This window comes from Granulicella sp. WH15 (assembly GCF_009914315.1).
Lineage (GTDB): Bacteria > Acidobacteriota > Terriglobia > Terriglobales > Acidobacteriaceae > Edaphobacter.
The window spans coordinates 871,900-895,877 of sequence record NZ_CP042596.1 but is presented as its reverse complement, the minus strand read 5'-3'; the positions used below and the strand labels follow the sequence as shown (position 1 = coordinate 895,877).

The 23,978-nt window shown below is 57.3% G+C and carries 18 protein-coding genes; 5 read left to right on the top strand and 13 right to left on the bottom strand.

The window, feature by feature from the left end; translation table 11 throughout:
• The first annotated feature begins 176 nt into the window (after positions 1-176).
• Genes FTO74_RS03845 through FTO74_RS03830 form a run of 4 tightly spaced genes read left to right on the top strand, consistent with a single transcriptional unit; the run spans position 177 to position 4,455 of the window.
• Entirely contained in the window at positions 177-353 is a 177-nt protein-coding gene (locus FTO74_RS03845) for a hypothetical protein (RefSeq protein ID WP_162536954.1), read from the top strand.
• A gap of 33 nt (positions 354-386) precedes the next feature.
• A complete protein-coding gene (locus FTO74_RS03840; protein WP_162536953.1) occupies positions 387-2,699 on the top strand; it encodes a cytochrome c oxidase assembly protein in 2,313 nt (770 codons plus the stop codon).
• Positions 2,696-3,232, top strand: a complete 537-nt coding sequence (locus tag FTO74_RS03835) for a FixH family protein (RefSeq protein WP_162536952.1) — start codon at positions 2,696-2,698, stop codon at positions 3,230-3,232. The genes FTO74_RS03840 and FTO74_RS03835 overlap by 4 nt, the downstream gene beginning before the upstream one ends.
• A 56-nt stretch (positions 3,233-3,288) precedes the next feature.
• Positions 3,289-4,455: a phosphoserine transaminase gene (locus FTO74_RS03830; protein WP_162536951.1), complete on the top strand. Its 1,167-nt coding sequence runs from the start codon at positions 3,289-3,291 to the stop codon at positions 4,453-4,455.
• Positions 4,456-4,543: 88 nt separating this feature from the next.
• Here the strand turns inward: FTO74_RS03830 and FTO74_RS03825 are convergent, their stop codons facing one another.
• From FTO74_RS03825 to FTO74_RS03780, 10 genes are all read right to left on the bottom strand, one after another.
• Complete coding sequence (locus tag FTO74_RS03825) at positions 4,544-6,010, bottom strand: cytochrome b N-terminal domain-containing protein (protein WP_162536950.1); 1,467 nt, start codon at positions 6,008-6,010, stop codon at positions 4,544-4,546.
• Positions 5,998-6,549, bottom strand: coding sequence for a Rieske 2Fe-2S domain-containing protein (locus FTO74_RS03820; RefSeq protein ID WP_162536949.1), 552 nt, complete (start codon positions 6,547-6,549; stop codon positions 5,998-6,000). Before FTO74_RS03820 ends, FTO74_RS03825 begins: the two co-directional genes overlap by 13 nt.
• Positions 6,542-7,285, bottom strand: a complete 744-nt coding sequence (locus tag FTO74_RS03815) for a cytochrome c (RefSeq protein ID WP_162536948.1) — start codon at positions 7,283-7,285, stop codon at positions 6,542-6,544. The genes FTO74_RS03820 and FTO74_RS03815 overlap by 8 nt, the downstream gene beginning before the upstream one ends.
• Positions 7,282-8,133, bottom strand: coding sequence for a hypothetical protein (locus FTO74_RS03810; RefSeq protein ID WP_162536947.1), 852 nt, complete (start codon positions 8,131-8,133; stop codon positions 7,282-7,284). Before FTO74_RS03810 ends, FTO74_RS03815 begins: the two co-directional genes overlap by 4 nt.
• Before the next feature lie 16 nt (positions 8,134-8,149).
• Positions 8,150-8,746 (bottom strand): heme-copper oxidase subunit III, encoded by a 597-nt coding sequence (locus tag FTO74_RS03805; protein WP_162536946.1) that lies wholly within the window; start codon positions 8,744-8,746, stop codon positions 8,150-8,152.
• Between the two features lie 13 nt (positions 8,747-8,759).
• Positions 8,760-10,451, bottom strand: coding sequence for a cytochrome c oxidase subunit I (ctaD, locus tag FTO74_RS03800; RefSeq protein ID WP_162536945.1), 1,692 nt, complete (start codon positions 10,449-10,451; stop codon positions 8,760-8,762).
• 16 nt (positions 10,452-10,467) lie between these two features.
• Positions 10,468-11,475, bottom strand: coding sequence for a cytochrome c oxidase subunit II (gene coxB, locus FTO74_RS03795; RefSeq protein ID WP_162536944.1), 1,008 nt, complete (start codon positions 11,473-11,475; stop codon positions 10,468-10,470).
• Between the two features lie 282 nt (positions 11,476-11,757).
• Entirely contained in the window at positions 11,758-12,396 is a 639-nt protein-coding gene (locus FTO74_RS03790) for an AraC family transcriptional regulator (RefSeq protein WP_220399068.1), read from the bottom strand.
• Between the two features lie 476 nt (positions 12,397-12,872).
• Positions 12,873-14,069 (bottom strand): formaldehyde dehydrogenase, glutathione-independent, encoded by a 1,197-nt coding sequence (gene fdhA / locus FTO74_RS03785; RefSeq protein WP_162536942.1) that lies wholly within the window; start codon positions 14,067-14,069, stop codon positions 12,873-12,875.
• Between the two features lie 32 nt (positions 14,070-14,101).
• A complete protein-coding gene (locus tag FTO74_RS03780; RefSeq protein WP_162536941.1) occupies positions 14,102-14,497 on the bottom strand; it encodes a heme-binding protein in 396 nt (131 codons plus the stop codon).
• A gap of 132 nt (positions 14,498-14,629) precedes the next feature.
• Between FTO74_RS03780 and FTO74_RS03775 the strand changes: the two genes are divergently transcribed.
• Positions 14,630-15,328, top strand: a complete 699-nt coding sequence (locus FTO74_RS03775) for a TetR/AcrR family transcriptional regulator (RefSeq protein WP_162536940.1) — start codon at positions 14,630-14,632, stop codon at positions 15,326-15,328.
• A gap of 18 nt (positions 15,329-15,346) precedes the next feature.
• Here the strand turns inward: FTO74_RS03775 and FTO74_RS03770 are convergent, their stop codons facing one another.
• The 3 genes from FTO74_RS03770 to FTO74_RS03760 all read right to left on the bottom strand — a co-directional run bounded on the left by FTO74_RS03770 (position 15,347) and on the right by FTO74_RS03760 (position 23,852).
• The gene (locus tag FTO74_RS03770) at positions 15,347-17,356 is read right to left on the bottom strand and encodes an acetylxylan esterase (RefSeq protein WP_162536939.1); all 2,010 of its coding nucleotides are present in this window, start codon (positions 17,354-17,356) and stop codon (positions 15,347-15,349) included.
• 450 nt (positions 17,357-17,806) lie between these two features.
• Positions 17,807-21,139, bottom strand: coding sequence for a carboxypeptidase regulatory-like domain-containing protein (locus FTO74_RS03765; protein WP_162536938.1), 3,333 nt, complete (start codon positions 21,137-21,139; stop codon positions 17,807-17,809).
• Positions 21,140-21,467: 328 nt separating this feature from the next.
• A complete protein-coding gene (locus tag FTO74_RS03760; RefSeq protein ID WP_162536937.1) occupies positions 21,468-23,852 on the bottom strand; it encodes a TonB-dependent receptor in 2,385 nt (794 codons plus the stop codon).
• Between the last annotated feature and the right edge of the window lie 126 nt (positions 23,853-23,978).

The following is a 23,978-nucleotide window of genomic DNA, read 5'->3' as shown; positions in this document are numbered from 1 at the left end:
CCCTTCAACCACTGATCGCGCAAAACCGATTCTTGCTATAACCAGTCGAATCTTGCTCAAAATGAATCTCAAAACGTGCCGTGCGCGAATCGACTCCTCTCCCAAGGCCATACTGATAACTAGCCGGTAGATCCGGCGGGTGTGCTTGAGCAGCAGTAACACCCCGGGAGTTTTCAATGGCACTCGACATTATCGGTTTCATTCTTGTCTCAACTCACATCCTCACCGTCGGCATCATCATCCTATGGTTTGGTCTAGGCAAGCCCAAGACAGTGGCGAAGTTTTGCAGCGTCTTCAAGCAACACGTATTAGGGATGAAAAATCCCGGCTCGGAGCTACACTCGAAGCCTTAGTATTGTCATTGTCCTTCGTAAGAGTGGGAGTACATGTTTGAAGACGTAGGAACAGTCGTAACGCGCACCTGGGCGAGTCCCTTCTGGCCTACGTGCGGTCTGTTGCTCCTCTCCGCTCTTTACCTCAAAGGGTTTCTAACCGTCAGGCTCACGCGCCCTCACGAGCTTCCCCCCTGGCGAGCACTCTGCTTTGCAGGCGGCATCCTATCGCTCTGGCTGGCCATCGCCTCCCCATTAGACGCACTGGGAAATCTACTGCTCACCGCTCACATGGCGCAGCACTTCATCCTCATGTCGGTTGCGCCTCCGCTAATCCTGCTCGGGGTGCCCACAGTTCCACTACTGCGCGGGCTGCCCAAAACGCTGATGCGAGAGATCGTAGCTCCGTGGTCCAGCACCGGGTGGGTCAATAAGATAGGACACGCCATCACTCATCCAGCCGTGGGCTGGATAGCGATGAACGCAGCCTACGTCGGCTGGCACCTGCCTGCCGCTTACGAGCTGGCCCTCCGCTCCAGCTCTTGGCATGAGGTCGAGCACGGCTGCTTCTTCTTCACCTCGCTGCTCTTCTGGTGGACGGTCATCCAACCCTGGCCAAGCCGCGCTCGCTTCACCCGCTGGCTGGTGATCCCTTACCTGCTCGGCGCGAGCATCATCAACACCGTCCTGTCAGCCTCTTTCGCCTTTTCGGGACAAGTCTTCTACCCCACCTACGCGCAGGTTCCGCGCCTCTTCGGCCTCTCCGCGCTCAACGATCAAATCGCCGCCGGTGTCGGCATGTGGGTCATCGGAGACCTCTTCCTTCTCGGCCCACTCATGCTGATTGCGTTCTCCCTGCTCTCCACGCAGCGCCGCCGTCGTCCACAACAACTCATCATCCTGAGCCAGAAGCCCACGTCCGCTCCATTCGACTTACTACGCCTCTACGGGATCGGCGCTCTTCTGCGCTGGCGTTACGGCCGCCTTTGCTTACAAGCAGTCAGCCTGTTCATCACCGTTTTGGTTATGGCTCACGGCTTCTTCGGCCACCAGATGGGCTCGATGAATCTCGCCGGCATCGTTCCCTGGAACGTGGTCCGCGTCTTCGGCGTGCTGGCGCTTCTCTTCGCCGGCAACCTCTTCTGCATGGCCTGTCCTTTCATGCTGCCCCGCGAGCTGACACGCCTGCTCAAGACACCCCGCTGGCGCTGGCCGGTAGCACTGCGCAGAAAGTGGATCGCCGCCGCACTCATGCTTGCCTTCTTCTGGGCATACGAAGAGTGGACTATCTGGGACGTACCCCGCCGCACCGCCGCCATCCTGCTCGCCTACTTCATCACAGCCTTCGTCGTGGACGCCCTCTTCCGCGGCGCGAGCTTCTGCAAGTACGTCTGCCCCATCGGCCAGTTCAACTTCGTGAGCTCGCTGATCTCTCCGCTCGAGCTGACCGCCCGCAGCAAGAGCATCTGCGCCTCATGCACAACCCACGACTGCATCCAGGGCAACAACCACCAACGCGGCTGCGAACTCGACCTTTACATCCCCCAGAAGATCGGCAATCTCGACTGCACCTTGTGTATGGATTGCGTCAAAGCCTGCCCGCACGACAACATCGGAGTCACCGCAGCCAGCCCCCTCCGCGATCTCCTGCGCGACCCCGCCCGCTCCTCGCTGGGACGTCTCTCGAACCGTCGTGATGTAGCAACCATCGCCCTCCTCATCGTCTTTGGCGCCTTCGGAACAGCCGCCGTCATGGTCGGCCCCAGCGTCAGTGCCCTGGACAGCCTACGAGCCAACCATCCCGCCTTCGCCGCAGTTCTAGGGCCTGGCAGTTGCATCGTTGCCTTCGTACTAACACTCATAGCAATCACCATCTGTGTAGCCACAGCACAACAACGCCTTGGCCATCTCGCCGGGACGAGCATACGCGAACTCTTCTGTCGCTTCTCCCTCGCGCTTCTCCCCTTAGGACTGGCCATGTGGGCCGCCCACCTCATCTTTCATCTCGGCACAGGCTTGCCTTCAATCTTCCCTGCCCTGCAACAAACAATGAGCGACTTCGCCACTCTTCAAGCCGTATCGATCTTCCATTGCGGGAGCCCTTGCTATCCCCTCGGAGCACCCCACTGGGACATCGGTAGCAACATCCGGCCCAATACACTGGAACAGATCCAATTCCTTCTTTTGGACAGCGGCCTTCTCGTATCGCTCTACGCTGGCTGGAGACTCGCGCAGCAGATCGCGCAGGACCGAGGCCGTCCCCTGTTGCTGTGGATCACCTGGTCTGCGGTAGTGGTGTGCCTCTACGGCTTTGGCCTCTGGATCCTGACGCAGCCCATGGCGATGCGCGGCATGGTGATGTCATGAGACACATCCTTCTAGCCCTGGCGGCCGCATTGCTCTTCGTCATGCCCGCCCACGGCGACGGAGGCCGCGTGCAGATGCACGCAAGCGCAGGCCCCTATATGGTCACGCTCTTCTCCACACCGGACACCTTGACGACTGGCCCTGCGGATCTAAGCATTGGGGTCGAAGATGCCGCCACCGGCGAGTTCATCACCGATGCCGAGGTCAGACTCACCCTGAACCAACTCGATGCAGCCCCCGCCAATAAGATCGTAGCCCAAACCGCCCACGGCTCATCGGCTAGAGGCATCCTGCAAGCAGCCCAGATCACCTTCCCTCGCCCCGGACGCTGGCGAATCACTATCGACGTAAACCGCAAGGGCAGAACCGGCCAGTGCACAACCGACCTGACCGTAGGCACTGCCCACCAACAAACTTACGAGATATGGGCCACAGTCTCCACCCCACTCCTAATCTGCCTCCTATTTGTCATTCACGAGCGGAGAAAGCGACAATGGAAGCAGGAACGCACGATAAGAAGCAGAGCCTCATAGTCTCCAATCGCCTGATCTCTTCAACAGCACCAGCAGTCGTCTGAAAGGAAACGTTCTTGTCCGAATCACCTCTCAAGCCCACCCATCGGCCGATCAATCCTCACTTCTCCTCCGGCCCTTGCGCCAAGCGTCCCGGCTGGCAGCCCGCCTCGCTCTCCGACGCGCTCGTAGGCCGCTCCCACCGCTCCAAGCCCGGCAAGGCCAAACTGCAAGAGGTCATTGAGCTGACCCGCCAGATCCTCGGCATCCCCGACGACTACCGCATCGGCATCGTTCCCGGCTCGGATACCGGAGCCGTCGAGATGGCGCTCTGGTCGCTGCTGGGCGCACGCGGCGTCGACGTCCTGGGCTGGGAGAGCTTCGGCAAGGAGTGGGTCACCGACATCACCAAGCAGCTCAAGCTGCCGGACACGCGCATCTTCGAGTCCCCCTACGGTGAGCTTCCCGATCTATCTCAGATCGACCCGGCGCACGACGTCATCTTCACCTGGAACGGCACCACCTCCGGCGTACGCGTCCCCAACGGCGACTGGATCTCCGACAATCGAGAGGGCCTGACCATCTGCGACGCCACCTCCGCCGCATTCGCCATGGAGCTTCCCTGGAACAAGCTCGACGTCGTCACCTGGTCCTGGCAGAAGGTGCTCGGCGGCGAAGGCGCACACGGAATGCTGGTGCTGAGCCCGCGTGCGGTCGAGCGCCTCGAGAGCTACAAGCCCGCCTGGCCCCTGCCCAAGATCTTCCGCCTGGTCAAAGGCAGCAAGCTGATCGAAGGCATCTTCCAGGGCGAGACCATCAACACGCCCTCGATGGTCGCCGTCGAAGACGCGCTCGACGGGCTGCGTTGGGCGAAGTCCATCGGCGGGCTGCCGGAGCTGATCCGCCGCTCCGAGAGCAACCTGCGCGCAGTGGTCGACTGGCAGAGCAAGAGCACCTGGTGCGGCTTCCTCGCCCAGCGCCCCGAGACGCGCTCCTGCACTTCTATCTGCCTGACGATCGTCGATCCCACCGTCGCCGCACTGAGCGCCGAACAGCAGGCGAAGTTTGTAAAAGACCTGGTCAGCCTCGTTGAGTCGGAAGGCGTTGGCTACGACATCGCCTCCTACCGCGACGCCCCCTCCGGACTGCGCGTCTGGGGCGGAGCCACCGTCGAGACCTCGGACATCGAAGCCCTTCTCCAATGGCTCGACTACGCGTTCGCCACCATCATCGCCCGCCAATAACACCAACCAAAACGAAATCTCCTGCTGCCCGGAGAACAAGGGCAGCAGGCGGTTCATTTGAGCAATCAAACCTACTCGATGTTTACCTTCAGGGCTTCGCCGATACCGCCTGCGCCTGCTGCGACGCATCGACCGCCGCCGGTTGCCCCGCAGGCTTCAGCGTCTCCAGAAAGCGCACCAGCGCGGTCACCTCGGCAGGGCTGAGGTTCTTCCCATACGCGGGCATGTTGCCTCCGCCCTGAATCACCTGACGAACCAGTTGATCCTCCGTCAGACGTGTCGCCACCGTATCCAGCGCCGGTCCCCGCTGCCCGCCTGTGCCTCCGATGATATGGCAGTTACGGCACTGCTTATCCTGAAAGACAACAGCTCCCTGCCGTTCGAGCGGCGTCTCACTATGGATGAGCTTCTGCGGCAGTGCATAGCCGCTCCACGCATCCATCTGCGGACTCCACGGCGTATACGTCGCGAGTTTGGTAAACGTAGCCCATGAAACCGCAACGGTTACAAGTACCAGCACCGCGACAGGCCGACGATGCCAGCTCTTCTCACCCTCCCCTGCAACAAGCGGCAGCGCCAGCAGAGCAACGATACCCAGCACCGGAGCGATGAGCACAAAGGGCGTCTCCATGCTCGGCGGCAGATACGAGAGCACCGCATAGAGCCACAGGAAGAAGAAGTCCGGCTTCGGAGCAGTCTGAATGATCGTCGGGTCAGGCTGCCCACCGGGACCATACGGCCCGAAGACCGCGGCACACACCGCCACAGCCGCCAGAATAGCCGCAGAGAAGAAGAGATCCTTCCACAACGCATCCGGGACGAAGGGAACGCCATCCGTATGGGTCAGCTCCTCATACTCCTGCGTATAGGTCGAGCGCCGCACAACCCGGCCCGGCATCGGCCAGTCATTGATGCCGAGCTTAAGCACCATCCAGAGATGCAGCCCCGTAAAGGCAAGCATCGCGCCTGGAACGATAAACACGTGCAGCGCAAAGAAACGTGAAAGCGTCGCCCCCGAGATCGTTGGACCACCCAGCATCAGGTTCACCAAGGGGCCACCGATCAGCGGCACACGACTGGCAATCGAAGCCCCAATCCCCAGCCCCCAGTAGGCGTCCTGATCGAAGCGCATAACCTGCCCCGTGAACGCCATCCCCAGCGTAAGCAGCAGCAGAAAGACCCCGGCGATCCACGTCAGCTCACGCGGAAACTTATACGCGCCGAAGAGAAATACCTGCGCCATGTGGATGAGCACCACGGCAACCATGAAGTTCGATCCCCAGCCGTGCATCGCCCGCAGAAACCATCCCAGCGTAAGCTGATGGTTCAACTGGTTGAGGCTCGACCAGGCCTCGCTCCCCGAGGGAACATAGACCATCGCCAGCAGGATGCCCGTCACGAACTGCAGCATCAGCAGCGTCATAGCGGCGCTGCCAAACACATACCACCAGCTCGCCGTATTGCGCGGCACAGGATGGAGCGCAGCCTCCATGACCGGACCTTCAAGCTGGATCCGGCGCTCAAACCAACCGTAGGTCTTCTTTAGCCAAGGCATGGGGACTTCCCTGTTCCTTCAATGTTGACGAGACCGGCCTGATTGGCCAACGTAGGCATCTGTCCAGAGCTGATATGAAGCTCGTTCTTGACGACTTTATATTCGTACTCGAACAGCCCCCGCTCCGGCGGTCCCGACGCCCTCGAGCCGTCCGCATAGTAAGCGCCGCCGTGGCACGGGCACATAAACAGCTCCGACTGCGGGAACCACCGCACCGGGCACCCCAGGTGCGCACAGTTAATCGCAAAGACCTGAAACTTGCTTCCACTCACACGCCGCACCCAGCAAGGCGTCTTCGAGGTCTCGCCATCCTGCGCGTGCTTCGAAGGATTTACAAACTCAGCCAGCCGCGTCTGCCCCTCAGGAAACTGATCGATCTCCCCCAGCGAGATCCAGGAGTTATACGCTCCCTTCTTCTTAATCGGAGAGAGCAGATAACCAATCACCGGAGTCGCAATCGCAAGCCCCACAATGCCGTTCAGAAAGACGCCGATCTTCAACAACACCGATCGCCGCGTATACCATTGGCCGTCACTCATGTGTTTCCTCTCCTCCGTTGCGGGGCTGCTCTTTGCCCTGGCCGGGTTGCGTTGGATCTGCCTGCCGCTGAGCGGCCATCCAGGTCACGATGTCCGTCACCTCCTGGTCGCTCATCGAATGCCCCTGTAGCGCGCTGCGCCAATCCGGATGCCCAAGGTCGGGCCGGCCAGCAATGATGGTATTTCGCAAAGACTGATCGCTCACCAGCGCCAGATAAGACCGATCCGTCACCGAGCCGCCGCTGGCCTTCTTACCGCCCACGTCACTGTGGCAAGAGACGCAGTACGTCTGAAATGACTGCTGCCCGCGCATTCCATCGCCCTGCACATCAGCCTTGTAAGGCGGAGGAATCTGCTTCTCCAGATACCCCGGCTTATACCAGCGCTGGTGAATCCCCTTGACCAGCACCTCCACCTGCGCATCGGTCAACATTCCTCCGGCGCTTTGTGCAAACGCAGGCATCAGCTTTCCAGGCCCACCGTTCGCGATGGACTTGCGCAGATCGTCTTCACTCACGATGGCCTGATATACCGGATTCGCAAGCGCGATGGAGGGACCATTGCTCCCATCCGACCCATGACAGGCCGAGCAGTTGCTGGCATAGAGCTTCGTAAAATCTTTGACCTCATCGGGCCGCACGTCTTCCGCATCAAGACGCGGCTTCCCCGGCAGATGACATCCGGCCAGAGGAAGCACAAGGGCTGCAAGGACCATCACGCGATAAAGACTCTTCATCGGTCACTGTCCTCCTTCTCCTCTACATGCAGGCCCGGCGTCTCTAATCCCATGCGTACCGCAACAGGCAGCGACTGCCCCGTAGGCACCTTGTTATCTCGCGAGACAATCCAACCCGCAACCATGCCAAACGCAATCTGCGAGAGGATGAACCATCCCCAGTCGATCCGCTCGTTGAGCTCTGGATCAATGATGCCAAGCGCAGAGTGCAAAAGCCCAGTCCACAGAAGCGGCGCAATGATTCCCCCAAGCAGTACAGGCCGCCTCGGCAACATCGGCAATACTGCACCGTAGAGCAGTCCAATTAGCAGGCAAGCAACGACATGGATAATCGTGGCTGCGATCAAACCCTGCGCGTGGAAGGCGGCGATGTCCGCGGTCGTTGGGTTCTTCCAACCCGCGATACCCGCGCCCCCAAGCAGATTCACCGGATACCAGATGCTGTGGTATCCGATGAGCCCATAGAGCAGCGCCGGAAAGATCATCACCACACCACCGACGATCCCACCCTTGAGGCCCGAGATGATCGGATACGTCTCCAGCGGCAGGCGAGCGCGGTGCTGCGCACTGACCTCAATACGCGCCACGCTGGTACGCGCGGAAAAGATGGCAATCTCCTCAGCCGTGCTCACCGGTACCTCTTCGTGCGCCTCATGCGGAATCACCTGGCGAAACCAGCCAATCGCAGCGGAGATCGCCAGTACCCCTCCCAGGAGGCTAATCATAGGACTGGTGACAATGCCCGCAAAGACAAGCGTGATCCCGAAGGCAAGGACGATCGGCCATGCCGTCGGGGCTGGCAGTTGAATCGTCTTGGTGTGCGGACCGGCGTGCTCGTGAGTTTCCATATTCTCTCTCTATCGACTATCGACCGATGACATACACGACAGTGAAGACGACGATCCAGACGGCATCGACGAAGTGCCAGTACAGCGCGAGCACCTGGACCCGCTCTGAGTGCTCCTGCTTCACTCGACCCGTCAGCGTGAAGATCAGAACCGTCAGCAATCCCAACAGCCCGATGATGACGTGCGAGGCGTGCAGCCCGACCAGGCAATAAAACGTAGTGCCGAACAGATTCGTACTAACAGTCAGCCCATCGTGATAGATCAGTGTGCGCCACTCGTTGGCCGTACCGATCAAAAAGATAGCGCCAAGCGCAATCGTAACCGCCCACCAAACTCCGAACTTCCTGATCTCCCCCCGCTCAATCGCGTGCTCCGCCAGCCAGATGGTCACGCTGCTCGAGAGCAGGCAGATGGAGTTGAAGATGGGCAGCGAGAGCACCTCTCTCGGCGTAGGCCCGGATGTGGTCTTGCCCATGTAATAAACGTAAGCGACGACGAAGATGGTGAAGATCGCCGTCTCCGCGATGATGAGGCAGGCCATCCCCACGCGGCCTTTGGACGGCAGTACCCAAGGGCTTTCAACAGCTTCCGGTGTCACGACGGCAGTGCTCATTTACCTTGCCCCCTCATTCGTACTTCCAGTCCGTATCTTCCGTATGCTTCAGGTCCCACAATGGACGCCTGCTGCGCACGACCGGGTCATCCTCAAAGTTGTAAGCAGGAGGCGGTGAAGCGGTCGTCCACTCCAGCGTCCAGGCATCCCATGGATCGTTGCCCGCCTTCTCGCCGTAGAAGTAGGACCAGACCAGATTGAACGCAAAGAGCAGAACTGCGATGGCCTGAATGAATCCGCCGATAGAGACAATCATGTTCAAAGTGCCCCATCCACGGCTGGCCTCGTAGGTATAGATGGAGCGTGGCATCCCCAGCATTCCCGGGATGTGCATGATGTCGAAGGTGATGTGGAAGCCGATCAGGAAGAGCCAGAAGTGCCACTTCCCCAGGGTCTCGTTCATCATGCGGCCCGTCACTTTGGGGTACCAATAGTACAGCCCCGCAAAGATACAGAAGACAATGGCTCCAACCAGCACATAGTGGAAGTGAGCGATCACAAAATAAGAGTTATGCAGCTGCCAGTTCCACGGCACCACTGAGAGCATGATGCCTGTAAGTCCCGCGATCAGAAACTGAAACAGAAATGCCGTGCAGAAGAGCATCGGAGTCGCAAAGCGTAGCTTGCCGCCCCACATGGTCGCGACCCAGTTGAAGATCTTCATCCCGGTCGGAATACCGACGAGCATTGTGGACAGCGAGAAAAACGCATTCGACACGGACGTCATCCCGATGGTGAACATATGGTGCGCCCACACGCCGAGGCTGATGAACACAATCCCCATCGACGCCGCGACCATGGCCGGATAGCCAAAGATCGCCTTGCGCGAGAACACCGGAATTATCTCGTTCGCAATAGCAAACGCAGGCAGCACCAGTACGTAGACCTCAGGATGGCCGAAGATCCAGAAGAAGTGCATCCAGATCATCGCCGAACCGCCCGACTGCGTATCGAAGAAGTGTCCCCCAAGATAGCGATCCACCAGCAGCATGATCTGCGCCGCGGTCAGAGGAGTAATCGTGACCAGAATCAGACCGCTGACAGCAAAGTTGAGCCATGCAAAGAGCGGAAGACGCATCATCGTCATCCCCTTGCAGCGCATACAGAGGATTGTGGCAATCACATTGATCGCCGCACCCACCGTACCGAAGCCCGTCACAATCAGCGACAACGCCCAGAAGTCTGTGCTGTGCCCCCGCGAAAACGCCTTCGCCGTAAGCGGCGCATAAGCGAACCAGCCAACATCGGGAGCACTGCCGTCACCAAAGAGCCCATAGCCTCCGATGAAGCTGTAATAAATCATCAGGCCGCCAAAGGCCGTCACCCAGAAGCTAAACGCATTCAGCCGCGGAAACGCCATATCCCGTGCGCCAATCATTAGCGGAATAAGATAGTTGGCGAACCCAAAGATGAAGGTCATCCCCACCAGAAACACCATGGTGGTCCCGTGCATGGTGAACAGGCGGTTGAAGACCTCCGGCGAAAGAAACGTATTGTTCGGCCGAATCAACTGGATGCGAATGGCCATCGCCTCCACCCCGCCGACCAGCAGAAAAAATATCGCATAGAGCGTGTAGAGGATACCGAGCTTCTTATGATCGACGGTCGTCACCCAGCTATTCAGCCACTGCAAGATAGCGGCCTGCGAATAACGCGGCGATGTCACCTCAAGCGCACCGGGTATCGGAAGTGAAGAATCTGCCATGGCTATAGGCTCCTGCCTACTTCAACGTGCTCAGGTATGCGGTTATCTGGTCCAACTGCTCATCGGTCAAATGCATTGCAGGCATCAACGACCCGCTCTTGAAGGTATCGGGGTTCTCGATCCACGCACGCAGATTCTTCGGCGTATTAGGCACGGCACCGGCTGCGATCGTATCCCGGCTCATCAGGTGCGTCAGGTCCGGGCCAAACCTCCCCGTCGTGCCCGTACCGCGAATCGTATGGCAGTTAACGCAGGCCTGCGACTCATAAACCCTGCGTCCCGCGGCAACGGAGTCATCCTCTACAGCAGGCTGCTGCTGATTCTTCACCCAGGCGTCAAAGTCCTCCGGAGACTGCACATAAACACGGATCAACATCTTCGCGTGCTCCACCCCACAGAACTGAGCGCACTGTCCTACATACATCCCCGGAGCCAGCGGATCGACCCACATCTCATTGGGATGATTCGGAATCAGGTCCGTCTTTCCCGCCAACTGCGGCACCCAGAAGCTGTGCATTACATCGGCAGAGAGCAGCTTCAAGTAAGTAGGCTTCGGATCTTTCGCGCTGCTCAAAGGAACATGCAACTCGTTGACCGCGTGGATGCCAAGCTCGGGATAGTTGAACTCCCACCAGTACTGGTGGCCAACCACGGTGACATTGAGAGCACTCTTGGGCGGTGCTGCATCCTGAATCGCAAAGATCATGCGAGCCGTGGTGAGAAATAGAACAACCACAATCAAGACCGGAACCACGGTCCAGGCGATCTCCACCTGCGTACTGCCGTAGATCTGCGGCGGCTCCTCCGTGTCATCCTTACCGCGCTGGCGATAACGAAAGATAACGTAGGCCAGCACGCCGCCAACGGTCAGAAAGATCCCGGCCGTAATCGCCAGAACAAAGTACGAGAGCGCCAGAATGGAGTGTGCCGGGGTAGATGCAGGAGCGAAGATACTCGGCCTGGCCAGCGGTCCTTGCCCTACAGCCTGGCCTGCAGCTTCATGCCACGAAGTTGCTGCGACCATCAGCAGGCAGCCTGCTCCTCTGGCGGATTCCAACCATTGCGGCAACCTTAAGGCCATCGGTCAACATCCTTCATCACTTCGTCACAAAGGCAAGGAACTCTGCCCGGACAAAGAAGAACTGGGAACCAGACGCGTTGTACAGAATAGCTCATCGAGATGTCTCCAGTTGATACCTTCCCCCCGGTCTTTTCTTGTCGCGAATGGTCATATCTTGCTAAAAAGACCATCTTGCGATCATTGTTCCCCCTCTTTGGACCAAAGACCAGAAACTGACTGCCTCATCTATAGCATTCTTCGCCATTGCGATGGACTAACCCCCATCGCCTTGCGAAAGCTCTTGGAGAGTTGGCTTCCGTCCGCAAATCCTGTTGCCGAAGCGACCTGCTGCACACTCAGCTCTCGCCGCATCAGCAATGTCTTCGCACGCTCCACTCTCATCTGCACGACATACTGATGCGGCGTCACTCCAGCACTGTCCCGAAACGATCGTGCAAAGTGAAACATGCTCAAACCAATCAACCCGGACAACTCCTGCAAGCACAGGTCTCGATGGAGATTTGCCTCGATATAGGACAACACCTGCTTAAGGTGAGATCGCGAGAGACCGCCCTTCAGGAGAACCGGTAGAGACGAACTCCGGCCATACTTTTTGATGATCGTACTCGACAGGCACATGCCCAGAAGATCACCGTAGAGCGCACCCATCGCCCAGTCGGAGTTCATCTCCCGGTCCATCTCCGTCAACAGCAGTTGCAACTGCCGGTCCTTGAACGACCAGCAATTCTCGAAGTCGTACGATCCTTTCAGCTCCATCTCCTTCGCCGCGCGCGCCAGCAACGAGGGATGGATCGACGCCACGATGCGCTGCGAAACCCCGTGCCAGATCACGCTGTCGCGCGTACCCGGCGTCACGAAGATCATGCTCCCGGCTCTGGCCTTGACATGTCCGGTCCTGCCCGCAGAGTGCCAGTCCATCTCAACCGGCCCTCCCGTCTGCAGATGCAGGCAAAAGGTCGTGTGCTCGTGCATCGGCAGCGCTACAGGTCCATGATGATGTCTCTCCAGCAGCAGGCCAGTCCACGGCGACCTCTCGCTTCCCCTGACCGGCACGCCGGGAAAGAGCGGAACGGAATGCGCGCCCACCAGAACGGAGACACGCTTTGACAACAGGCTCCCGGCGCCCGAAGCCGTCGATTCACAACACCCGTCCTGTACTCTTATCCTTCTGTGGGACCGCGGCATCTGCTCTCCCCCTTACATGATATCTATCGCAAGGATCGACCGCTCAGAGCAAAAAATAGCCGCATACCGCACAAATAGAAACACAACAGGCCGATGGGTTGAATTGAATCCATCCCATCGGCCTGTTGCCCTGCCTTACTTGTCTGCAATTACACCTAAGCCGTTGCCAGCAAGCCATGCGGATCGAGTACGAACTTCTTCGCAACACCCGAATCGAAGTCCTTATACCCCTGCGGAGCCTCATCGAGCGAGATGACCGTAGCATTGACGATCTTCGCAATCGGAAGACGTCCATGCAGAATCGCCTGCATCAACGAGCGGTTGTACTTGAGCACCGGAGTCTGTCCGGTGTAGAAGCGATGCGACTTCGCCCATCCCAGCCCAAAGCGCATACTCAGAGCGCCATGCTGCGCCGCCTTGTCACTGGCCCCAGGATCCTCCGTCACATAAAGTCCCGGAATACCGATACCGCCAGCCGCACGCGTAATCGCCATCAGGGAGTTCAGCACCGTCGCCGGAGCCTCCGTGTCATGCTGCGATCCATGCCCCTTCGCCTCAAAGCCAACCGCATCAATCGCCGCATCAACCTCACGCACACCCAACACGCCCTCGATCAGATCTTCAAGCGAGTCGCTCTTGGTCAGGTCAATCGGCTCGAAGCCAACCGACTTCGCGTGCTTGAGACGATCCTGATTCATGTCGCCGATGAGAACAACCGCCGCTCCCAGAATCTGCGCCGAGGCCGCAGCCGCCAACCCTACGGGACCAGCACCCGCCACATAGACCGTCGATCCCACACCCACACCCGCCGAGACCGCGCCATGAAACCCCGTGGGCAGAATATCGGAGAGCATCGTCAGGTCGCGAATCTTCTCGAGCGCCTGCGCCTTGTCGGGGAACCTGATCAGGTTGAAGTCAGCATAAGGAACCATCACATAGTCGGCCTGACCACCGATCCAACCGCCCATATCAACGTAGCCATAAGCTCCGCCGGCCCGGCCAGGATTGACGTTGAGACATACCCCCGTCTGCTGTTCCCTGCACGTACGGCAGCGGCCGCAGGCCACGTTGAACGGCACCGTCACCAGGTCACCGACCTCGAGATACTCGACGTCCTTGCCCTTTTCGATAACCTCTCCCGTAATCTCATGCCCCAGCACCAACCCTGTGGGAGCAGTAGTACGCCCACGCACCATGTGCTGATCCGAGCCACAGATATTCGTAGAGACCACCTTGAGGATTACAGCATGTTCGATCTTTTTGCCCGCCGGATTCTCGAACTTGGGATAGTCGATCGACTGCACTTCGACCTTGTTCGGTCCCAGATAGATAACACCACGATTGCTTGCCATATTTTCCTCCTGATCGCTTGCCCGAAACGTTGTTAGTACGCTGTCGCGCCTGCCTCTGCAACAGCGTGGTCCTGCTCTCCCGAGCCGCCGCTGACCCCGATGGCTCCAACGACCTTGCCATCTTTCCTAAGCGGGATTCCGCCGGCAAAGATCATGATCTTGCCGTCGTTGGAGGCGTGAATGCCAAAGAACTGGCCGCCGGATTGAGAGTGCGTCGCGAGATCTTTCGTCGCAATATCAAAAGCACGGGAGGTGTAGGCCTTCTTGATCGAGATATCGATGCTGCCCAGCCAGGCCCCATCCATGCGTACATGCGAGACGAGATTGCCTCCTTCATCGGCCACAGCAATGTTCATGGGCTGACCGATCTCCTGCGCCTTCTTCTCCGCAGCGGCAATAATTCTGCGGGCGTCTTCGAGCCTGATCATATTTGTTTCATCCTTTACTCAATGGGTTGTATTGCGCCTTAAATGCGGTTAATCGAATCGAAATGTTCGTTTCTATTACCTATCCGTGACTACAATACTTCTTACATCTGCTGCTTGGCAAATCACAGGAATATGAAGAAAACAACAAGCGTCTCGAAGACCTCGAAAGTAAAGCCCCGGGCATCAGTCGGTAGCGGCTCCGGCCGCCCACCGGCCAAGCAGGCCGCCGCCCGCATGGAAAACATTCTGAGTGCGGCCGCTGAGATCTTTCTTCAAGAAGGCTTTGACCGCGCCAGCGTAGGCTCCATCGCTCGCCTGGCCGGAGCCTCCACCGAGACACTTTACTCGAAGTTCTCAACCAAAGAGGAGCTGTTTCAGGCAGTTATCACCAGAAAGACCGAGATCTTATTGCAGAAGTTCTCCCGTGTGCTGGTGCAAAATCAGCCCATTGAAAAGGTTTTGGAGCGATACGGCTCGAACCTGCTCGACTTCATGCTCCTGCCCGAGATGCAACGCCTCAGCCGCACCCTGATCGCCGCAGCCCCGCAGTTTCCGGAACTCGCCGGAGATTTCTGGCGTCTCTGCCCCGAGCGGGAGCAGGCCCAACTGGCCGAGTACCTTGAGACGCAGATTGCCGCAGGCATCCTTGTCCCCTTCAACTGCCGCAAGGTGGCAGAGTCTTTCTTCAGCCTCTGCCTCGGCCAGTTCCTCGTCCACGCCTACATGTTCGTGCGCAAGGTCCCGAACACCGCTGAACGCAAGCAGCACGTGGCCCTGGCCGTCCACATGTTCATGGCAGCCTACGGAAGACCAACCGGGCGCAAACAGTAGCCCTTTCCCTCAGACTCCTCATTGGCCACCATTCCGGTTGCCCGTCTGCGTCCGGATAAACTCGATCCGGCTCGGCCCACCGAAAGAGCGATTACTTGCATAGACATCAGCAAGCTGCTCTCGGAACGCATCTTCCGTCAGTAAGTTCCCTTCCCCATCCACCGGATTAATAACGGTGATCGTCCGCGGACCTGCCGCTATCATCAAGTCATCCAGATCGTAGTGCAGCAACACACCCGGCACCACCGATTCAGCAACATCTCGATGGACAGCAGCACTGACAACCGAACGATAGCTGACAAGGCTGTGCTCGATAGTCACTTTCCGAATTCGTGGCTCAAGAACAGCCGCGTGTAAGAGAACAACACCGGAAGCTCCATATCCATAAGCATCAATCTCCCCAGGGTTGACCTCGTGCTGCGCCGCAAGCCACCGCACGGCAGCCAAAGTATCCTCGGTTCTCATCCCTACAAAAGTCCTTCCAATCAGAAAGGCCCGCGAGGTCCAGGGCAGCATCGTCCCCATGGTAGGCCGTACTGCATCCGTACTCTGCGGCCAGGGCAATGGAGTAATAGCGAGTACAAGCTTGCCGCCTCGCGCCGCACGATCAAGATCCCCGTCAGCCTCAGCCACACCAGGCTGACTACTGGTAATAAGCAGCGCCGACTTACTCCCCTGCTTATCCGGTAATGCGAGCACAGCAGGAAGCTCCATTCCGGACCGGCTATGAAAGATCGCACTCTCGAGCCGATATCCCTGCCGCTGCTCGGTCTTGACAACCGTTAGCATAGGCAAGGCCTGCGAAGCGCGACTCATGCCAATCACAGCAGGAATCTCCCTCTCCAAACGGAGTAGCAGCTTTCGGCGTCCCTCCAATGAAGAAATAGCAGCCTTCGGCGGCAGGATAGAATGAGCGCGATCCTGGTTGATCTGATAGATCGTTCTTCCAGTCATCGCTGTAGTGACTTGTCCCGTCGTAGTGCACTGCAAATCAGTAACGGCTGGCCGCGGAAGAGCCGGCATCTCCAACACTGGACTATCGTCATGTGCCAGCCAATGCTTGTAGAACGCGATGATCTGCGGCATCAAAGGCCGGATAGCACCATGCCCTCCAGGCCCGGTAAACCACTTGAGGTTATCTTTAGCACCATACAGCGAGTAGAAACGTTCTGCCTCATCGTGCGTGGCTCGCGCCCCTGCAAAGGGAAACATGTCCTCAGTCGTACTCACCATCGCATAAGCGCGAGGAGCAGCCAACTCCACGAGGTCGGGAAAGTCGAGGCCCTCTTTGATGAAGTCAGGGATAACTTGTTCTCCATCCTGCGGCCCTATCGTCTTAAGCAGTTCCTCGTAAGAAGTAAGATAACAAGCCACTGCACCAGCTTTCACCCTGGTATCCAGCGCCGTCAGATAAGCCGAAAGCGTACCGCCGCCAGAGCATCCGTACGAACCAATATTCGTTGCATCAATATCGTGCCGCGTGGTCAGGTAATCCACTCCGCGCATCGCATCCCACACCATGTAACGAGAGACATGATCTCCGACAAGCGAGATAGGAATCTGCGCCTGCGAGTGTTCATCGGGCCCCGCCCAGGACTTACCGGTAGCGGGGTTCATGGCCTGTAGCCGCTCGCCCGCTCCAAGAGGATCATAGGCAAACACAGCAATTCCATTTCTCGCCAGATTCGAAGCAAGCCCAAAAGCCTCTGACTTGCCCGAGGGGCCATGTCCCGAATGATAGACAACCACCGGGAACGGTCCCTTGCCGGCCGACGGCAGATAGAGATTCGCCGTGACATGATAGCCAGGCAAACTGTCGTAGATAATGCGCTCGATGCTAAACCCGTCCTGAGGAATAACACCAATCAAAGTCGCATTCAGCGGATCGTGGTCATCAGGCAAGCCGCCAATCAAACGCAGCAAAGTAGCACGTACATGTGCCTTCCGCACCTCCGCCTGCGATCGGTCATGAATAGCAGCTAACGTAGACTTTCGCCGCTCCAGATAAGGCTGCGACAGACGATTCATGCTCTGAACGTATGTAACAGGTGCTGCTGTCTGAGCCGCAACAATCCCCCCGGACAACAGCATCACAACTAGCAAACAGCATCCCAATCCATCCGCAACAAACGCAACTCCAGAGGAAGATTTGATAGCTCTGATCGATAGCGTCCAAATCAAGCGACCAGTCCTGTATTTAAGGGACCTTATATTTTCCCCACAGAAACCGACTAATCGTTTACTGGTGCGAAAGGCATTATCACCAATAAGAAGATTGGCCTGCTCGTGAATCAGCTCCTTAGCAGGTTCAACTCTCTCCCCATGTTCTGACAAAGGACTGATCATAGCTGATGGCGGACATCATAGCAGCGTTATCCAAGGCTTGTCCCGGGAAACTATTTTGACGGCCTACCACGCGCATCGCCTTACACTATGTCATAAGCGGCCCTCCCCATACCAGAGAATCGAATAGCTCTCCTAGAACACAACTTTGAGTGCCAATTGGATAATGCGTGGATCGTTCGCAGCCTGAATCGTCCCGAAACCCGCGCCGGTTGTCGTCTGGATCGGACTCTTAGCGCGTGACCCGGTATTATCCACAGAGAAGTTCGTGTGGTTGAACGTGTTGAAAAACTCTCCACGGAACTGGAGCGCGAAGGAGTCATGCAGCGGAATATTTTTGAATATTCCCATATCCCAGTTCCAGTAACCCGGCCCGATAAATTCGCCCTTGCCTACGTTCCCTAACTGCCCAGGAGCCGGTGCCGAGAAAGCTGCTGGATTGAGCCAGCTAACGCAGTGGGCTGATATCGTGCAAGGCGCTCCCTTAGCATAGCCATTCGACCCACTGTACTGCGGACGATCCAGATTGATGCCCGTCTTTGAGATGTCCTGTCCATAGTAAAGAGCTAGAGGCGCTCCGCTCTCCCCGGTGAAAATCCCCGAGAACTCCCAGTTACCAGCCACTTGCCTGGCCACAGCATTCATCTTTTCGAATTTAGGCGTCTGCCATACATAGGACACCACCATGACATGCGCATGATTGAAGTCCGACAGCCCTTCGTCAAACCGGCGAAAGTTGGGCTGCGTAATAGGAGCCGTATAATATCCGGCGGTTCCGAAGGTAGCAGCATCCGTACCGTACGGAAGACTATCCACGCTCTTCGACCATGTATAGTTCGCCAGCACTGTTATTCCGTGCGACAGCGGCTTAGTAAGGCTGAACTGAGCTGAGTGATACCAGGAGTTACCCGAGTTACTCTGCTGATAAATATTCGTAAAGTTAGTCTTCGGTGGAGCCGCATTCACACAGGTTCCAGCCGTATCGTTATACCGGCGCCTCTGATCCGTGGTGAGCGTGCACGCGGTTCCCGTTGAGGAGGTCGGATAGTACGTCGCCGGATTCTGATCCAGCGTCACCGTCATATGCTGCCCACGCGATCCCACATACGCAACTCTGGTAAGTACACCGCGCCCAATATTTTGTTCAACCGCCAGATTCAGCATGTAAGTACGAGGCGTGATGAACTTATTCGCAGGATCCCAACTGAAGACCTGTATCGGCAGACTGAATGTTGCCGCGGACGTAGGAGGAAAGGTCGCCGGAAACGGATTGACCTGCCCCAGATAAGGGTTGCTGAACGGACCTGCAGGAGTCGTAAAGTTTACCGAAGCGCTATACGGCGCAGCCGACAGCTCCCGGTTATTCGAGAACGACGGCACACGAGAGTCGTAAAAGATACCGACACCGCCGCGAAAACTCGTCTTGCCCGTGCCGAAGACATCCCATGCAAAGCCAACCCGTGGAGACACATTCGTATAGGACGGCTGAGTACCATTGATCGGCACTCCAGCATCACCGGAGAAGAGCAACCCTGCCGGAGCGTTCGGGAACATCGTCGACCTTCTACCGGCGGCAAAGGCATCCGGATAGAACACTTGGTTCTGATGATAGAGATCATGCCACACCTGCTGCGGCTCATAGCGAACTCCGAAGCTCAGCGTGACCCTGTTGCTGGCACGGTAAGAGTCCTGGCCATATCCATTCAAAATCCAGTAACGATTCTTTACATGTTGCCCATTGGTCTGAAGAAACGTCCTGATCTCGCCTGTCATGAAGTCCGCCAGAGCGAGGCCCGTGGAGTCTCCGGAGAAGGAGAACTGCCCCGGCAAGTTCAGAATGTTGTACATATTGAGTTGGTCTCTCTCATACGTACCACCGAAGGCCACGCTGTGTTTGCCATGTACCCAGCGCACATCGTCCAGCACGGAGTAACTCGTACGCGGAAACTTCGCCGTAGGATTCGCCCCTGTACTAAAGAAGCCCGTAACCGAAACACCTTGAATCGCCTTCGGAGTCGGCTCATAGATATTCACCCCATAGTCCGCGAGTGACGGAGTATCGGGCGGAGATTGGCGGATCGACACAATCCTGGCAAAACCTATCCGAAAGTCATTCAGCAAGCTGGGGCTGAAGATATGCGTCTCTTGAATTACCGCGTTATGCGAGCTGATCGTCGATCCCTGCCGATAGGCCAGAAGATTTCCTCCATAACTCGGAACATTGACGAAACGGTCATAGTAATAACGCGCAACCAGTTTGTCGTTCGAAGTAATGGCATGGTCGCCGCGCAAAATATACTCATCGAAGTTCTGAGAAATAGGAGTGCTATAAGTAACAAAGCCATTTCCAGTCGCATGGGGAAGATTGGCCAGCATATTAACCGCGGCCCTATCAAATGATCCAGCCGGAGCGATATTCCCAACAAAGGGAGCGGGCAGAATAACTGCCTTGCCCAAAGGATTATTCGGATCTGACTTATTCAAATATGCTGTGAAGTCTCCGGCACGGTTTGCATCAGTAGGCACGTAAGCGGTCTGCCCTCCCTGGTTGCTGCGAATCCTCGTCCCTTGATATCCCCCAAAGAAGAAGGTCTTCTCCTTGCGCAACGGCCCGCCAATCGTGCCACCGAACTGGTTGCGCTTCAAAGGATCGACCGTCTTTACACCATTCGTATAACCGAAGTAATTCGCAGCATTAAAGACACGGTTGCGAAGAAACTCGAACGCGGTTCCATGAAACTGGTTCGTGCCCGATCTTGAAACGATCGACACGATACCTCCAGCGGCCTGCCCATACTCCGCGCTGTAGTTACTCGTCTGGACGCTAAACTCCTGCAGCGCATCCGGAAATGGAAATGGCTGATTGATGTTGCTATTGATATCAAGATTCGGTGCGCCGTCGAGATAGTATCCCGTCTGGTTTGCCCGTGTCCCATTGACCGATACCGTCACAGCCGCAGGAAAGGTCTTCGCATTGCCCTGATCGGCGTTGTTTGAAGGCGAGATCACAGCACCAGCCACCAGCGTCGTCAACGACGCGGCGTTTCTCCCGTTCAAAGGAATCTCAACCATCCTGGCCTTATCGACCACCTCCTTCAGCGTCGGAGTCGTCGTATCCACCTGCACCAGCTCCGTATTCACCGTCACGCTCTCCGTCACCAGTCCCACCGTAAGCGGCACGTCAACGGTCAGGCTCTGGCTCGCCTGCAAGACAACTCCCTGCTGCGTGATCTGCTTGAACCCCGCCATATCGACGGTCAGGTTATAGGTCGAAGGCATCACCGAGACCAGCGTATAAAAGCCGTCCGAACCGGTCACCGCGGTTCGCGTTTGTCCCGTGCCAACCTCCGTCACAGTCACCTTGGCTCCCGCCACAGCGGCTCCCATAGGATCGGTTACCTGGCCATTGATCGTTCCATACCCCTGCCCCCAAGCAGCGGATACAAACAAAACCAGGAGAAGATTCAATCTGACAAACATCCGTAAGCAAGTCATCGCCGTCATCCTCTCGACTCGTTGCGAGTCGCAGATTACCTCCTCTGCGCCGCGCATAAGGGCAATTTTTCGCCTGATTGCGACCTGAGCACGAATGCTTCAAACCGCTTTTACTTCAGGTCAAACATTGCTCCTGTTCTGAATCGCCAGAACAATAGCTCCTTACTTCCTCTGCTGGCAAGTAATAATTTGCATGATGGTCCGAATGTTTTATGGACAGACCAATTTAAGCATTTCTTCTCTAACCGAACTTTTTCCGTTGCCGCGTGACCGGCTGCGAAATCAGGGCAGAAGGAAGAGCTTAGCGAACAAGTTGCAAAGACGCAATCACGCTCCGCGGACTGCCCGGATAAACCGCAAAACGCCCACTCGCACCCGAGAAATAACGACGATCGAGCAGGTTATTCGCGTTCAACGCGAAGCGGTACTTCCATCCCCCAGCCTTCGGACGCTCATAGGATACGCCCGCATCCACTCTCGCCCACCCCGGCACAAGGTAGAAGGTATTCGGAAGGGCCTTCGTAATCAGTTGTCCCTGCATGTCGCTCACGCCTGAGACGCCACCACCAATAGAAGCTCCCTTCAGCCAGCCGCGTGTCTGGTTGTAGCGAGTCCACAGGTTCCCCGTATGCCGCGGCACCGACTGCAGCTGGCTATCGGCCAGATAGGTATTATCCTTATGCACAGTCGCGTTGGTAAGAGCATATCCAGTAATCAGATCCCACTGATGCGTAAGATGCGTCACCGCATTGAACTCGACTCCGCGGCTCCGCTGTTGCCCCAGTTGAATCGAAAACCCAGGATTATTCGGATCAGCCGTAATAACATTCGTAAGATCGATCTGATAGATCGAAGCGGTTCCAGTCACGCGATGGTTCGCAGTATCAAACTTGAACCCTGTCTCAAGCAGTTTGCCGTGCTCCGGCACAAAGGGCGCACCGTGTACATCCGTACCGCTCTGTGGCTGAAACGAACGGTTATAAGTGGCATAAAACGAGATCGCCTGCACCGGCTCATAGGTCAAGCCCACACGTGGCGACCACGCCGTCGCCCGGCTAGAAGAATCCGGAGTCACAACATAACCAACCGTCTTGATCTTGGCCAAGTCGTAGCGCACTCCGCCCGTCACCTTCAGCTTCGGCGTCAACGTCACCTGATCTTGCACGTACCCTCCGCCATAGCCATCGCGCGACTGATCGACTCGAGAGGTGACCGTCAGCGAACGCGGCGGCAGCGCAGCATAGTCTGGATGATAGATATTGAGCGTCTCTGCCGGCGATCCAGCGGCTGGACGCACCGTATTCGTATCGTAGATCTCATAGTTCAGCTCAGCACCAGCCAGCAGCGTATGACGGATCGGCCCCGTCTTCACCGTGCCCGTCACCTCGTTGACCCAGTAGTGTGCCTGGAAGTACTGATCCGTCTCGAGATCGTTCAGCGTTACCGTCTGCTGATCCTTCGAGATCGAATTTGCAACGCGTGCGTTATAGTTCGTCCACCCCGTGGAGGAGCGCTCATAGCTACGGAGGGTCCATCCACGCCCAAGCGCCTGATCGAGACTCAGCCCAGCCTTTCCCTGCCGATACGGATAGACCAGATTAGGATCGGCAAGGTATCGGCTCACAGGAAGATCGGCGGGCCTCGTTCCGATCGCAATAAGGCCGCGATCGTTGAGATTGCTACCGCCAAGAAACTCCGTATAAAGCCGCACACTGGTCGACGGCGTCGGCGTCCATGTCAGAGTAGGCGACAGAAAGAGACGCCGCGTAAAGTTGAAATCGCGAAAGCTCTGGCTATCCTGCCCCGACGCGATCAAGCGATAGAGTAGCGCCTTATTCGCAGTCAGCGGCCCTGAAGCATCAATCGTCGGACGCAGAAACTGATACGAGCCACCCTGCATCGTTACGCTGTAGTAGTGCTCCGAGAGCGGCTGCTTCGTCACAAGGTTAACCACCCCACCAGGATCGAGCCGCCCAAAAACGGTCGACGAAGGCCCCTTGAGAATATCGACGCGCTGCACATTCGCAAAGTCGGGAAAGGTGGCATTGGCGTTCGAGTTATTGCGGAAGCCATCCTGAAAGGTCGTATCCGTCACAAAGCCGCGTATCGTAACGCGCTCCTGCCGCCCGCCCGCGTCCTCGGCGATCGTCACTCCACTTACATTGCGAACCGCGTCGGCCAGCCTCACCACCTGCTGGTCCTGCAACAGCTGCTGCGGAATCACATAGACGGCCTGGGGAATATCTCGAATCGCCGTGTCGGTGCGCGTTGCCTCGCTGCTCTCATTCACCTCATAACCCTTGGCCCCGGCGCGCACTTCGATCGTGCTGTTCTGCTGAGCGACGTTGAGTATCAGATCCTGCTGATTCGCCTGGTTAGCCTGAACCTGAAAGCTCTGCTCCTTCGTCGTAAATCCGTTTGCCTCCACCATCAACTTGTAAGCACCAGCCGGTATCTGCACCGAGTACTTACCCGCCGCATCCGTCGTCCCATGCACCGCAATCTCCCCGCACGAGAGCGTCACCCGCGCATCGTGCAGAATGGCTCCAGTGGGGTCCGAGACGATACCAGACAGCGTGACCGTCGCGCCCGTAGGAGAAGGACACGCGCTCTGCGCACCGATGTACTTTTGACCAGAAACAATAAGAGCAGCAACGAAGATGCGAGACAGCAGGGAGCGGGACATAACTTGCCTTTCATGCTTAGGGCTCCGCTGCTTTATTACAGAAGCAGTCATAAGCCTCGGACGATCTCATATTCCAGATGAACCTTCGCCAAAAGACTCCATCTGAAACTTTCTGTTACTTGCGAA

Excerpts from the sequence above, each read along its gene's own strand:
- FTO74_RS03845 (WP_162536954.1), top strand. The coding sequence starts at position 177 with ATGGCACTCGACATTATCGGTTTCATTCTTGTCTCAACTCACATCCTC.
- FTO74_RS03840 (WP_162536953.1), top strand. The coding sequence starts at position 387 with ATGTTTGAAGACGTAGGAACAGTCGTAACGCGCACCTGGGCGAGTCCC.
- FTO74_RS03835 (WP_162536952.1), top strand. The coding sequence starts at position 2,696 with ATGAGACACATCCTTCTAGCCCTGGCGGCCGCATTGCTCTTCGTCATG.
- FTO74_RS03825 (WP_162536950.1), bottom strand. The coding sequence starts at position 6,010 with ATGCCTTGGCTAAAGAAGACCTACGGTTGGTTTGAGCGCCGGATCCAG.
- FTO74_RS03820 (WP_162536949.1), bottom strand. The coding sequence starts at position 6,549 with ATGAGTGACGGCCAATGGTATACGCGGCGATCGGTGTTGTTGAAGATC.
- FTO74_RS03815 (WP_162536948.1), bottom strand. The coding sequence starts at position 7,285 with ATGAAGAGTCTTTATCGCGTGATGGTCCTTGCAGCCCTTGTGCTTCCT.
- FTO74_RS03810 (WP_162536947.1), bottom strand. The coding sequence starts at position 8,133 with ATGGAAACTCACGAGCACGCCGGTCCGCACACCAAGACGATTCAACTG.
- FTO74_RS03805 (WP_162536946.1), bottom strand. The coding sequence starts at position 8,746 with ATGAGCACTGCCGTCGTGACACCGGAAGCTGTTGAAAGCCCTTGGGTA.
- ctaD (WP_162536945.1), bottom strand. The coding sequence starts at position 10,451 with ATGGCAGATTCTTCACTTCCGATACCCGGTGCGCTTGAGGTGACATCG.
- coxB (WP_162536944.1), bottom strand. The coding sequence starts at position 11,475 with ATGGTCGCAGCAACTTCGTGGCATGAAGCTGCAGGCCAGGCTGTAGGG.
- FTO74_RS03790 (WP_220399068.1), bottom strand. The coding sequence starts at position 12,396 with ATGATCTTCGTGACGCCGGGTACGCGCGACAGCGTGATCTGGCACGGG.
- fdhA (WP_162536942.1), bottom strand. The coding sequence starts at position 14,069 with ATGGCAAGCAATCGTGGTGTTATCTATCTGGGACCGAACAAGGTCGAA.
- FTO74_RS03780 (WP_162536941.1), bottom strand. The coding sequence starts at position 14,497 with ATGATCAGGCTCGAAGACGCCCGCAGAATTATTGCCGCTGCGGAGAAG.
- FTO74_RS03775 (WP_162536940.1), top strand. The coding sequence starts at position 14,630 with ATGAAGAAAACAACAAGCGTCTCGAAGACCTCGAAAGTAAAGCCCCGG.
- FTO74_RS03770 (WP_162536939.1), bottom strand. The coding sequence starts at position 17,356 with ATGAATCGTCTGTCGCAGCCTTATCTGGAGCGGCGAAAGTCTACGTTA.
- FTO74_RS03760 (WP_162536937.1), bottom strand. The coding sequence starts at position 23,852 with ATGTCCCGCTCCCTGCTGTCTCGCATCTTCGTTGCTGCTCTTATTGTT.